The following is a 14959-nucleotide window of genomic DNA, read 5'->3' as shown; positions in this document are numbered from 1 at the left end:
GGTCTGTGACCTTAAAGATAAGAAACATGAATAAGCACAAAGTAGCACTTATAGCCGCCTTCGCATTTTTAGGACTGGGTTCTATCCATGCACAAGAGAAGAAAAGTAAGATTGATATACCTTGGGAAAACGGGAAGCTGAAAATCAGCGACAATAAACGTTTCCTTGAACACGAAAACGGAAAACCGTTTTTCTGGTTGGGAGAAACTGCGTGGTTATTACCCTCACGCTCTAATCGGGATGAAGTGGATTTCTTTATGAATGAAACTCAAAAGAATGGCTATAATGTGGTTCAAATATCGACCTTACATACCGTTCCTGCGATGAATGTTTATGGAGATTGGGCCTTACCTGATGGTTTTAATTTCGAGAATATAGACAGAAAAGGAGAATATAATTATTGGCAACATGTTGATTATATTGTGGAAAGAGCCAGAGCTAAAGGCATGTATATAGGCATTGTTTGTGTATGGGGAAGTGTGGTTCAACAAAAACAACTATCGGCAGAAAATGCTAAAAAATACGGAAAATTCTTAGCTGAGCGATATAAGAAATATCCCAATATAGTATGGCTGATTGGGGGAGATATAAGAGGAGACGTTCAACCCGAAATATGGCAGGCACTTGCTACAACAATAAGAGCTATTGATCCTGATCATTTAATGACTTTTCACCCTCGTGGACGTACTATATCTACCACATGGTTCAATAACGAACCGTGGCTCGATTTCAACATGTTCCAATCAGGACATCGCCGCTATGGGCAACGCTTTGGTGATGGAGATTATCCTATAGAAGAAAATACAGAAGAAGATAACTGGCGTTTTGTAGAACGCAGCTTAACTGAAAAACCTCTAAAACCGGTACTTGACGGAGAGCCTTCTTACGAAGATATTCCTCACGGCTTACACGATTTCGACGAACGTTACTGGCAAGCCGAAGATGTACGCCGATATGCTTATTGGTCGGTATTTGCAGGATCATTCGGGCATACATACGGACATAATTCTACAATGCAAATGCTCCGCCCCGGTTATCTGGCTTCATTCGGAGCAAAGAAACCTTGGTGGGACGCACTCCACGATCCGGGATGTCAGCAAATGAAATACTTGAAAAAACTGGTTCTGGCATTTCCTTTCTTCGATCGTATTTCTGATCAATCGGTAATAACCAATGCGAATGGAACACAATATGAGCGGGTAATTGCCACACGTGGCAACGATTATATTCTAGCATACAACTATACCAATAGATTAACCGAAATTGACCTGGCTAAAATAGCAGGAGCTAAGAAAAAAGCATGGTGGTTTAGTCCCAGAAATGGAAAAGTCGAATTTATCGGAGAATTTGAGAACAAGAAGCAAACATTCATCAATGACTCGGGTTATGGTGCAGCAAACGATTGGGTACTTATCATCACAGATGCTTCGAAATTTTATGTACAAGATAATTTAATAGACTTGAAATGAAAAGAATAATATTACTCCTGTTATCAGCATTTTGTCTATCCAATGTATTTAGTATCGAAGTAGATAGATTAAGATGTGAGATGCTTACCAATCCCGAAGGCATAGCTACTTCTCAGCCCCGTTTGAGTTGGGTAATTCTCTCCAAGGAGAGGAATATCTCACAAACAAATTATCAGATATTAATGGCTTCATCGGCTGATAAATTAGCTAAAAATGAAGCTGATATTTGGGATTCGGGAAAAGTAAACGATAGTCAATCCATTTTTGTAAATTATGGAGGCGTTCCTTTAAAAAGCCGTACCGATATTTATTGGAAAGTGAAAGTTTCAACCAATAAAGGAGAATCTGAATGGAGTAAACCTGCAAAATTTAGTGTTGGGCTATTATCCGATAAAGATTGGTCTGCTCAATGGATAGGACTAGATAAAGTATTCCCCTGGGATAGTGAAACTCAGTGGTCGAGACTCTCAGCCCGTTACTTGAGAAAAGAATTCAATAATAGTAAAAGCATTAAGTCGGCTAAAACATACATCTCTGGATTAGGAGTATACGAGCTTTATATCAATGGAAATAAAATAGGCGGTCAGGTATTAGCACCTGTGGCTACCGATTATACTAAGACTGTTCTTTATAATACGTTCGATGTCACTAAAGAAATCAAAAATGGCAGAAATGCAATAGGAGTCGTTTTAGGAAACGGACGTTTTTACAATATGCGTCAGAACTTCAAACCACATAAGATTAAAACATTCGGCTACCCTAAATTAATTTGCCAACTAGAAATAGAGTATACAGACGGCACAAAAGAAACCGTAGTGAGCGATAGTTCATGGAAGATTACAACCGATGGCCCTATCCGTTCGAATAATGATTTTGACGGCGAAGAATACGATGCTACAAAAGAACTGGGTAAATGGAATCAGATCGGATTTAATGATAAAAAATGGCAAGCAGTTGAATTAGTAAAAGCTCCAGAAGGAAAACTATCGGCTCAGATGAGCGAAAACATGAAGGTTCATGAATCACTTAAACCTGTTTCGATTACCCATCTGAAAGCAGACACTTTTATTGTAGATATGGGGCAAAATATGACAGGCTGGGTAAAGATTCAGAACATCAAAGGCAAAAGAGGAGCTAAAATATCCATGCGATTTGCCGAGACCTTAAAAACCGACGGACATTTATTTACAGCCAATCTGAGAAGTGCCAAGCAAACCGATATTTACACCATGAGAGGCGATGCTTTAGAATCATGGGAACCATCGTTTATGCATCATGGCTTCCGTTATATGGAAATTTCGGGATACTCGGAAAGGCCTGTTATCGGGAACTTTCTGGGTCAGGTCGTTTATGATGACCTAGAAACGACAGGTCATTTCGAATCATCCAATGATATACTGAACAGGCTCTATAAAAATGCTTATTGGGCTATTCGTGGAAATTACAAAGGTATACCTTTGGATTGCCCCCAAAGAGACGAAAGACAGCCTTGGTTAGGCGACCGCACAACAGGTTCTTTAGGTGAAAGTTATATTTTCGGTAACGAAAAGCTCTATGCCAAGTGGCTCAAAGACATACAAGATTCTCAACTCGATAACGGGCAGTTATCGGATATAGTACCCCCTTTTTATATGACTTATTACAGCGATAATATGACATGGCCGGGTACATATATGTTTATTGCCGATATGTTGTACAATCAATTTGGAAACTCTCAGCCTATCGTTGAGCATTATCCGTCTATGAAAAAATGGCTTTCGTATATGACTGACAAATACATGACGAAAGATTACATCATGACGAAGGATAAGTACGGTGATTGGTGTGTTCCTCCCGAAGCTAAAGAAATGATTAAGTCGCAAGACCCTGCCCGAATAACCGATGGTCAGCTTATTGCCACTGCTTATTTCTATAAGATATTGTTATTCATGCAGAAATTTGCAGAAATAAGCAATAATACTGCGGATATTCGAACCTATGCAGATTTGGCTGAGAATGTAAGAATGGCATTCAACAATACATTTTATAATAGCGAGACGGGGCAATACGGCAACTATACAGTTACTGCTAATCTGCTGCCATTGGCATTCAATATTGTAGATAAGCAAAACGAAGATATTGTATTCCAGAATATGCTGAATAAAATTGTCAGAACAGATAAACTACATATCAGTACCGGGGTAATCGGCACACAGTGGCTCATGCGTGAATTGACAAAAAGAGGCTGTGCAGATGTTGCTTACACCATCGCTTCACAAAAAGACTATCCAAGTTGGGGATACATGGCCGAAAAAGGAGCCACCACCATTTGGGAACTTTGGAATGGTGATACAGCCAGCCCTAAAATGAATTCACATAATCATGTGATGTTATTAGGTGATCTTATTACATGGATGTATCAGGATGTGGCAGGTATCAAACCCCACCCAAACTATCCAGGATTTAAAAATCTTTGGATGATGCCAAATCCTACTGAAGATCTAACCTATGCAAAAGCTTCTCATCAGACACCATACGGATTAGCTAAAAGTGAATGGAACTTAGATAAAGGCATTTTTACATGGAAAATTACGATTCCGGCAAATACCCGTGCCAATATTCTGTTACCTGCTGCTTCGGGAGATGATATTACAGAAAACGGTCAATCAATAACTAAGGTAGAAGGGCTTAAATATGTAAGAGAAGAGAATGGCAGAATCAATCTCGAAATAGGATCGGGAGAATACGTTTTCACTTGTAAATACGGAGAATCTTTCAATCGTTGGAGGAAAGGGATTATAGTTGATGAATTTATAAATAAAACTGCTCTCTATCCAGAAAGTCATGCAGCAACTATTGCTGAGACAAAAGAAGGACAGCTGATAGCCTCTTGGTTTGGCGGAACTAAAGAGCGAAATCCCGATGTTTGCATTTGGACGAGTCATTTAGTTAACAGTCAATGGACAGAGCCTCAAAATGTAGCTAACGGTATTATAAATGATACCTTAAGATATGCGTGTTGGAATCCTGTATTGTTTCAAGTTCCAAACGGAGAATTACAATTATACTACAAAGTAGGACCAAATGTTAGCGGATGGGTCGGTAAATTGATAACCTCTCAGGATGGTGGCAAAACTTGGTCAAAACCGTTTGATCTACCTGATGGATTTTTAGGTCCCGTCAAAAACAAGCCTGTTTTATTGAACAATGGAATACTTCTTAGTCCATCAAGTACCGAAGGAGGTACATGGAGGACTCATTTTGAGGCAAGCAAAGATTTTGGAAAGATTTGGTACAAAATAGGGCCTATCAATGAAGGAGTAGAATTACACACCATACAGCCTTCTATCTTAATTCATAAAGATGGAAAGCTACAGATACTTTGCCGAACTAAAGAACGTGCCATTGCTGAATCTTGGTCGTCCGACAACGGAAAGACATGGAGTCCTATGGCTAAAACAATGCTACCCAACAATAATTCGGGGACAGATGCAGTAACCCTGCAAGACGGTCGTCAATTATTAGTCTATAACCATGTATTACCTCATGATACTTTAAAGAATGGAAAAGGTGCCCGCACTCCATTGAATGTAGCTATATCGGAAGATGGTAAAACATGGTATGCCACCTCTATATTAGAGGACTCACCTATCAGTCAGTATTCTTATCCGTCTGTTATTCAGAGTAAAGATGGCATGGTGCATATTGTATATACATGGAGACGAAAAGCCATTAAGCATATTCAGATTGATCCTAACAAACTGGTATTATCTAAAATTGAGAATATGGAATGGCCTTCAACAACAGAAACATCCAAAATTCAAGTTGTAAACAACAACAGATATAAGGTTTCGGTTTGTGACTGGATGATGCTTAAACGACAGAAAGTAGGTGCTATGCAATTGGCTCAGGAAGTAGGTGCTGATGGTTTGGAATTGGATATGGGCAGCTTAGGTAAACGTGTATCTTTTGATAATAAGTTTACCGAAAAACAATTTCAGGAGTTATTTATCTCCGAATGTAACAGAGTGGGTATACAATTCAGTTCTATAGCCATGTCCGGATTTTACGGACAATCATTTGCCAATAGAGATAATTACGAACAATTGATTGATGAATGTATTGCAACGATGCTAGCTTTAGGTGTAAAGGTGGCTTTTCTGCCTCTTGGAAATCAAAGCGATTTAGCTAAAAACCCCGAACTATATCCCATCATTTTGGAACGTATGAAAGTGGTTGCCAAGAAAGCCGAAAAAGCAGGAGTTGTTATTGGTATAGAAACATCTCTGGATGCTAAAAGAGAAGCAAAACTGATTGATGAAATAGGATCTCCGGCTGTAAGAAGTTATGTCAACTTTTCAAGTATACTGAAACGTAATGGAGATATTATCAAAGAACTGAAAACTTTGGGAAAAGACCGTATTATTCAAATACATGCAAGTAATACGGACGGGCATTGGCTCGAAAATGATCCTGCAATTAATATGCCCGAAGTAAAGAAAACCCTTGACAAAATGGGTTGGAGCGGATGGCTTGTTATCGAACGTTCTCGTGATACAACAGATGTTCATAATGTGAAGAAAAATTTTGGAGCAAATGCCAATTATTTGAAATCAGTTTTTCAGCAGAAATAAGAACCCTCTATATTATGATTAAACATATCAGTTTTTTAGTTTTCATTTTTGCTTCATTCCACTCTTTCGGAGCCGATATCTATGTCAGCCCCAACGGAAAAGATAGTAATGATGGAACTAAGTCTATGCCTAAAGCAACCTTACACAATGCTTTAAGGGAAGCTCGCAATATGCGTCGATTGGGTAAGATCAAGAAAAATGAATCTCTCTATATTTGGATGTCAGGAGGTACTTATACTCTTTATGAACCTGTTTTTATTCGTCCCGAAGATTCGGGAACGGCAGAAAGCCCTACCATAATAGAAGCCATTCATGGCGATACTCCCATATTAAGCGGAGGAATCAATATTACTAATTGGAAAAAAGAAGGTAAGTATTGGACTGCGAATGTTCCGTCATTTAATGGAAACCCTCTCCTATTCAGACAACTTTGGATTAATGGAAAAAAAGCTACTAGGGCACGTAATGTTTCGGATTTTGAAAAAATGGATAGAATCCGCAGTAATGACAAAGTAAATGAAATTCTTTGGGTTCCTGCTTCTTCCGTAAAAAACGTAATGAAATCAGAGAGCTTAGAATTAGTTATCCATCAAATGTGGGCAATTGCAAACCTGCGTGTAAAATCAATTACGATACAAGGCGATTCGGCAGGAATCAAATTTCACAATCCCGAAGCCAGAATTCAATTCGAGCATCCATGGCCGCAACCGATGATAAAAGAGGGATTCAATTCTGCATTTTACCTAACCAATGCTATTGAATTACTTGATGAACCTGGAGAATGGTATCACGAAAGAGCCTTAAATAAAATATACTACATCCCCCGAAAAGGCGAAGATATGACCACCACAGAAGCTATAGTTCCTGCGGTAGAAACTCTCATTAATATCTGTGGAACACTTGACAACCCTGTTCAACACATTTATATGAAAGGGCTCTCTTTAAAAAACACAACTTGGACAAGACCATCCGAAAAAGGGCATGTTCCGTTACAAGCAGGTATGTATCTGATTGATGCCTATAAATTACGTCCTCCGGGAGTTCCGGGAAATTTCAATAAGGGAATCGAAAATCAGGGATGGATAGGTCGTCCTCCTGCCGCACTTCAACTAAAAAATACAAATTATATCGGAATAGAAAACTGCCGGTTCGAACAGCTTGGTTCTTGCGGAGTAGATATTCTTCCAGGTTCTAAATATTCTACAATCGAAGGCTGCCTATTCAGAGACATAGCCGGAAACGGTATGCAAATAGGCAAATTTGCAGAGGAAGCTTTAGAAACACATTTACCTTACGATCCGAAAGACGAAAGGATACTTTGTTCTCATCAACGCATTGCTAATAATCTGATTACTGATGTTACCAACGAAGACTGGGGATGTTTAGGGATAGCAGCCGGATTTGTGCGGGATATCACCATCGAACACAACGAAATCAGTGAGGTTTCGTATTCGGGGATAAATCTCGGATGGGGATGGACAAAAACTGTTAATAGTATGAGAAACAACCTTATTCATGCCAATTATATCCATCATTACGGAAAACACATGTATGATGTTGCAGGTATTTACACCTTGTCGGTACAATCGAAATCGACTATCAGCGAGAATGTTGTAGATAGCATTTATGTACCCTCTTATGTGCATGATCCCGATCATTGGTTCTATTTATATACAGATGAAGGCTCGTCTTTTATTACTGTAAAAGATAACTGGACGCCTTCGGAAAAGTTTTTGCAAAATGCTAATGGTCCCGGTAATACATGGGAAAACAACGGACCAATGGTTGCAGACTCCATTAAACATAAGGCCGGATTAGAAAATAAATACAAACATTTATTAAACTGGTAAATCTATGAGACACATATTATTTCTTTTTGTAATTATTTTTTCTGCACAATCAATAAATGCCCAACAAAAAGCAACCTGGATTTATTATCCGGGAGATTTCGAAATATGGCTGGGTAATGAAATGCAAAACAGAAGAACCGAAAGAGGAACTTTCTTTCCTCCATTCTGGAAAATGGACGGCCATTATGTATTAGTAGAGTTTTCCAAGAAACTAGACCTAGCTCAACCCGAAGAAGTAAAAATCTATGCAGAAGGTCGTTATAATGTAAAACTGGACGGAAAAATGATCTCGGGCTACCCTACTATTATTACAATTCCCGCAGGGAAACACAGCTTAAATATAAAAGTACATAATCAGATAAATGTTCCTGCTATCTATGTAAAAGGAAAAACCGTACAATCGGACAAGACATGGCAAGTCACTTTCGAAGACAAAGAGTGGATTGACGAATCGGGCAAAGCGTCGGATACTTCTTCGGGAACAATGTATCTGAATGCTTCTTCTTGGAATTTCGATTCTCCTGAAAATACACCGTCTAAATTCAAATTGGCAACCGAACCTATGTCAGCCCTAAAATCAGAACAAAAAGGCAATGGTACACTTATTGACTTCGGAAAAGAAACTTTCGGTTTTGTGAAATTCCATAATCTGAAAGGAAAAGGAACTCTGAATATTTACTATGGGGAGTCGCCTGAAGAAGCACTATCGACAGCCTCTTGTGAAACATTGGACCGTTTACCGATTGACAATAGTAATGCGAAAGACTTGACTATTGAAGATTCTAAAGCGTTCCGTTACGTCTATATTGAAAAAGATAACAGTCTCTCCTATGATTCGGTATCTATGTTATACGAATATCTGCCTTTAGATTACAGAGGTAGTTTCAGATGCAACGATGCTTTATTGAATCAAATATGGGATATTTCAGCCTATACGATGCACCTTACTTCCCGTGAGTTTTTTATTGATGGAATCAAGCGTGACAGATGGGTATGGTCGGGCGATGCTTACCAAAGCTACTTGATGAATTATTATTTGTTTTTCGACTCGCCTTCTGTTACCAGAACCATGCTTAATCTAAGGGGTAAAGATCCGGTAACAAGTCATATAAATACCATTATGGATTATACTTTCTATTGGTTTATGGGCGTGTACGACTATTATCAATATACAGGAGATAAGACTTTTATCGAACAGTTTTATCCCCGTATGCAAAGCTTGATGCAATATTGCCTGTCACGCACCAATTCGAACGGAATGATGGAAGGTCTTTCGGGCGATTGGGTATTTCTCGATTGGGCAGATTTCAAAATGAGTAAAACAGGAGAAGTCAGTTTCGAGCAACTACTATTCTGTCGAAGCCTCGAAACAATGGCTCTTTGTGCTAAGCTTGTGAATAATACCGAAGACAGCAATAAATACATCTTACTGGCTAATGATTTGAAATCAAAATTATTTACATCTTTCTGGTCAGGAAAAGAAAACGCATTTATACATAATCGGGAGAACGGCGTTCAAAGTGAGCAGGTAACACCCTATACCAATATGTTTGCCGTTCTGTTTGGTTACTTGGATCAGGATAAAACAAATGCGGTGAAAAATAATGTATTGCTGAATCCAGATGCATTAAAAATCACAACTCCCTATATGCGTTTTTACGAATTAGAAGCATTGTGTTTACTGGGAGAACAAAATCATGTATTAAAAGAAATCCGTGATTATTGGGGTGGAATGCTCAATGAAGGAGCTACCTCTTTCTGGGAAAAATACAATCCAAATGAAAAAGGAGTGGAACATTTCGCTATGTATGGTCGTCCGTTTGGCAAAAGCCTATGTCATGCGTGGGGAGCAAGCCCGATATATTTATTCGGAAAATACTACTTAGGAGTAAAGCCTGCTTCTCCCGGCTACGAAACATATACTATAGAACCAAATCTGGCCGATCTGAAATGGATCGAAGGAAAAGTACCTACCCAAAACGGAGATATTTATGTCTATTGCGATACTAAACAGATTAAAGTAAAATCGGATACAGGAACAGGAATATTAACTGTCAAAAGTAAATCGAAGCCGACCTGTAAAAATGCCTCTATAAATTCGAAAGGCGGCAATACTTACGAAGTAGAAATACTTAAAGGAAAAGAATACACCATAACCTATAAAGCACTGTAAGAGAATGAGAAAATTAAGCTATATATTTTTATCCGCACTATTTTTGAGTGGTACTTTCACCTTAGTCGCTCAAAATAAAAGTCTGGTAAATACCACTCAAAGTCCTTATGCCAAACTTTCGGGTGTGGGTATGAGTGATGTTCATTGGACAAACGGATTTTGGGCAGATCGCTTTGAAATCTGCAAACAATCGATGTCTCCCGAATTGATGAAAACATATATGGATGAAAGTATCAGCCATTCATTTAAAAATTTCGAAATTGCAGCCCGATTAGATACCGGATCGCACGTGGGTCCTCCATTCCACGATGGCGATTTCTACAAAGCATTCGAAAGCTTGGTAAGTTTATATGCTACCACAGGAGATAAAAACCTGATGGCATTGATGGACAAGATTATCCCTGTTATTGCTAAATCGCAACGTGAAGACGGATATATCCATACACCCGTTATGATCGAAGAACGTAAAAACGGTCAAAAAGCAAAAGCTTTCGATGACCGATTAAACTTCGAGACTTACAACATGGGACACCTAATGACTATGGCCTGCCTCCACTATCGGGTTACAGGAAAGCGCAGCTTATTGGATGTAGCTGTCAAAGCAACCGATTATCTCTATAATTTCTATAAAACGGCATCGCCTGAATTGGCTCGCAATGCAATTTGCCCTTCACATTATATGGGTGTGGTAGAAATGTACCGCACTACTCGTGATCCAAAATACCTGGAATTATCGAAGAGCCTTATTGATATCAGAGGATTGATGGAAAACGGTACAGACGACAATCAGGATCGAATTCCGTTCCGCCAACAAACCAAAGCGATTGGGCACGCCGTGCGTGCAAACTATCTGTATGCAGGCGTAGCAGACGTATATGCAGAGACGGGAGACACATCATTACTTCGTCCTTTGAATTTGATCTGGGACAATATGGTGAATACCAAAATATACATCACGGGAGCTTGCGGTGCTCTTTACGATGGAGTATCTCCCAACGGAACATCTTATGAGCCTTCTGTTGTACAAAAAACACACCAATCATACGGTAGAGACTATCAACTACCTAATATAACGGCACACAACGAAACGTGTGCCAATATAGGTAATCTACTTTGGAACTGGCGAATGCTTCAACTCACAGGGGAAGCTAAATATGCGGATATTGTGGAGCTGACTCTTTATAATAGTATTTTATCGGGCGTGAGTCTCAATGGCCTTGACTTTTGCTATACAAATCCATTGGCAGTTTCCGATAAATTTCCGTATACCATGCGCTGGGCAGGTGGTAGGATTCCTTACATAGCCTTATCTAATTGCTGCCCTCCAAATACGGTGAGAACTATATCCGAAGTACAAAATTATGTCTATAATCTTTCGGAAGACGGATTATATGTAAACCTTTATGGAGGAAGCCAATTAAAAACCAATCTAAAAAACGGCGAAAACATCCAAGTGACTCAAACTACTGATTATCCTTGGGATGGGGAAGTTTTATTAACCATTGATAAAGCTCCAAAGAAATCATTTATACTTTCGATGCGTATTCCCGGATGGTGTAAAGGAGCAACAATATCTGTCAATGGGCAGAAACAAGAAGCTAATATTACATCGGGTTCTTACGCTCAAATAAACAGAACCTGGAAAGACGGTGACAAAGTAGAATTAAACTTACCTATGGAAGCCAAATTAATAGAAACCAATCCGTTGGTGGAAGAAACACGCAATCAGATTGCTGTTAAAAGAGGCCCTGTTGTATATTGTCTGGAAAGTAGCGACTTATCGAAACAAGATATATTTCAAGTGGTTATTCCTTCTGATATTAAGCTTGCTCCTATTCAAATGAATATCGATAACAATAAATTCATGGCTTTAGAAGGACAAGCGTATATCGAAGATAATAATTGGAGCAACACACTGTATCGTGAAGTTTCTCCCATAGAAAAGCTCAATTCGATAAAACTGATTCCTTATTATGCGTGGGGAAACAGAGGAAAATCAGATATGACTGTCTGGATGAATTTAAAAAGATAAGGTCTCAGACCTTTTTATTGCTTTGGTTAGTAAAACACTTATAGCTAGTTATAACTTTTAACTTTTATATTAAATATCGCATTAGCTCAAATAATAACTGGGTCTGCGACCCCTACCCTAAATTTATAAATTATGAAGCACAAATTAATATTTGCAGTTCTTTGTATGATTCTATTTATTTCGTGTTCAACGGAAAAAGTAACAATCATAGTTGAAGAGAATCCTTCAACCCGTGTAACCTTTGGTATTGATAAATTAAAATCGGCTCTAGAACAAGCTAAATATACAGTTTATATTAAAACTGTAAACGATAATAAAGACAGTCACGTTATTACCATCAGCGAGAATAAAACCGATTCACTGGCAAAAGAAGGATACACAATTAAATCCGAAAACGGCTCTATTCACATTAAAGGAAATGATGCTTCGGGCACACTGTACGGTTGTATTGAACTGATAAAACAAATCAAAGAAGAGAAAAAGTTACCTGCTAATTTCAACATCACCGATAACCCCGAAATGGTTCTTCGGGGTTCGTGTGTAGGTGTACAAAAACCGTATTATCTGCCCGACAGAACTGTATACGAATATCCTTATACTCCCGAAACTTTCCCTTGGTTCTATGATAAAGCTTTATGGATTGAATATCTGGATATGATGGTTGACAATAAAATGAACTCTTTATACTTATGGAACGGACATCCCTTTGCCTCTTTAGTGAAATTGGACGATTATCCGTATGCTGTAGAGGTTGACGATAAAACATTCAAGATGAATGAAGATATGTTCGCATTCCTCACAGAAGAAGCAGATAAAAGAGGTATCTGGGTCATACAAATGTTTTACAATATCTTAGTATCAAAACCTTTCGCCGAACATCACGGCATTAAAACACAAGACAGAAGCCGCCCTATTACTCCTCTTATATCGGATTATACACGGAAATCGGTAGCTGCATTTATAGAAAAATATCCCAATGTCGGACTATTAGTTTGCTTGGGAGAAGCGATGGATACATACGAAGACGACCTAGAATGGTTCACTAAAACAATTATCCCGGGAGTACAAGACGGATTAGCCAAATTGGGAACGACTGATCTCCCTCCGATAGTTTTAAGGGCACACGATACTGATGCTAAAATGGTGATGGAGGCTTCCCTACCCCTTTACAAGAACCTATACACCATGCACAAATACAATGGTGAATCGTTGACAACATACGAACCACGTGGTTCGTGGTCTAAGATACATACCGACCTTAGCAGTTTGGGATCGGTACATATCTCAAATGTACATATTTTGGCTAATCTGGAGCCTTTCCGCTGGGGATCGCCTGATTTTATTCAGAAAGTGGTTCATGCCATGCACAATGTACATGGGGCAAATGCAGTTCATATTTATCCGCAAGCTTCTTATTGGGATTGGCCTTATACCGCCGACAAAAGCGATCCTCGTTTAAAAGAAATAGAAAGAGACTGGATCTGGTATCAAGCGTGGGCACGTTATGCGTGGAATGGAAACAGAGACCGAAACGATGAAATCAACTACTGGACAAAACAAATCGGCAATATGTACGATTGTGGCGAAGCTGGAAAAGACATACTCGAAGCTTATGAGCAATCGGGAGAAATAGCTCCTAAATTACTTCGCAAATTCGGAATCACCGAAGGAAACAGGCAAACCTTATTATTGGGGATGTTCCTGAGCCAATTAGTAAATCCTGCTAAATGGAAAGTATATCCCGGATTTCACGAATCGTGCGGACCCGAAGGTGAATTGCTAATCGATTATATGAACAAGGAATGGAACAAACAGCCTCATGTGGGCGAAACTCCTCCTCAACTTATATCGGAAGCTGTTGCACATGGCAATGCTGCCGTTGCTGCCATAGACAAAGCTGCATCTAAAATAGGAAAAAATAAAGAAGAATTTAATCGTATAAAAAACGATATGTATTGTTATCAGGAATTTGCCAACTTCTTCTCCGAGAAGGTAAAGGCTGCCATGCTGATACTTCAATATACACATTCTAATAAAATTACTGATCTGGAAAAGGCGATTCCTCATATCGAAAAAAGTCTGGAATATTATCAGCAATTGGTAAATCTAACAAAAGATACCTACCTGTATGCAAATAGTATGCAAACGGCTCAACGCCGTATTCCGATTGGTGGCGATGATGCGAAAAACAAAACATGGGAAGAATTGCTTCCTCATTATCAGGCGGAATTGGCAAACTTCAAGAAAAATGTAGAGTTTATCAAAAAGAATGGAAATTCTGACAATCAGACTTTTGATGTATTAAAACCTGTTGAAGTGAAATTAGACAATAAGGACGGCATTGCTTATACGATCAAAAAAGGCGAAAAAGTTTTTTCGGACAAAGATTTTGTAATCGGAGATTTTTCTCCTGAACTGAAAAATATGAGACCCATCCGTTTTAGTCAGGATAAACAAGCCGAACAAGGTACAACTATATCTTTCGAGAGCCAAAAGCCTGTCAGCCTACTAGTAGGATATCTGAATACTGAACGTAAAGAATATGCCAAAGCTCCTACATTGGAAACTGATGCCAGTGCCAATCAGTATGGACAAGGAGATGTGAAAATAGCCAATGCTTTAGACATTCCGGGCAGAGGCTCAGTGAATATTCACACCTATACTTTTCCTGCCGGAAAAAATACGCTGAATCTGGGGAAAGGAGCTTTACTGATTTTCGGATTTATTGATGCAAATCAAAAAATAGCCCCTCACAACGCAGGATTTGGAGGTCAAGATGCATCGAGCAAAATCGACTGGCTATTTTATTGATAAATTACACT

The 14959-nt window shown here is 38.9% G+C and carries 6 protein-coding genes and 1 pseudogene; all 7 read left to right on the top strand.

What is annotated here, in order from left to right:
- Positions 1 to 26: 26 nt before the first annotated feature.
- The 7 genes and pseudogenes from G7050_RS15125 to G7050_RS15100 all read left to right on the top strand — a co-directional run bounded on the left by G7050_RS15125 (position 27) and on the right by G7050_RS15100 (position 14948).
- The gene (locus tag G7050_RS15125; RefSeq protein ID WP_166116932.1) at positions 27 to 1469 is read left to right on the top strand and encodes a glycoside hydrolase family 140 protein; all 1443 of its coding nucleotides are present in this window, start codon (positions 27 to 29) and stop codon (positions 1467 to 1469) included.
- Positions 1466 to 5212 (top strand): annotated as a pseudogene (locus tag G7050_RS15120) (family 78 glycoside hydrolase catalytic domain); the annotation flags it as partial. The gene G7050_RS15125 and the pseudogene G7050_RS15120, both read left to right, overlap by 4 nt.
- Before the next feature lie 21 nt (positions 5213 to 5233).
- Positions 5234 to 6082 (top strand): sugar phosphate isomerase/epimerase family protein, encoded by an 849-nt coding sequence (locus G7050_RS18045; protein WP_370521986.1) that lies wholly within the window; start codon positions 5234 to 5236, stop codon positions 6080 to 6082.
- Positions 6083 to 6096: 14 nt separating this feature from the next.
- Positions 6097 to 7932: a right-handed parallel beta-helix repeat-containing protein gene (locus tag G7050_RS15115; protein WP_166116928.1), complete on the top strand. Its 1836-nt coding sequence runs from the start codon at positions 6097 to 6099 to the stop codon at positions 7930 to 7932.
- A gap of 4 nt (positions 7933 to 7936) precedes the next feature.
- Positions 7937 to 10105: an alpha-rhamnosidase gene (locus G7050_RS15110; protein ID WP_166116926.1), complete on the top strand. Its 2169-nt coding sequence runs from the start codon at positions 7937 to 7939 to the stop codon at positions 10103 to 10105.
- Between the two features lie 4 nt (positions 10106 to 10109).
- Positions 10110 to 12137: a glycoside hydrolase family 127 protein gene (locus G7050_RS15105; RefSeq protein ID WP_166116924.1), complete on the top strand. Its 2028-nt coding sequence runs from the start codon at positions 10110 to 10112 to the stop codon at positions 12135 to 12137.
- Positions 12138 to 12302: 165 nt separating this feature from the next.
- Positions 12303 to 14948: a glycoside hydrolase family 20 zincin-like fold domain-containing protein gene (locus tag G7050_RS15100; RefSeq protein WP_255499319.1), complete on the top strand. Its 2646-nt coding sequence runs from the start codon at positions 12303 to 12305 to the stop codon at positions 14946 to 14948.
- Positions 14949 to 14959 lie beyond the last annotated feature (11 nt).

This window comes from Dysgonomonas sp. HDW5A (genome assembly GCF_011299555.1).
Taxonomy (GTDB): domain Bacteria; phylum Bacteroidota; class Bacteroidia; order Bacteroidales; family Dysgonomonadaceae; genus Dysgonomonas_A.
This window is presented reverse-complemented; position numbering and strand designations above follow the sequence as displayed.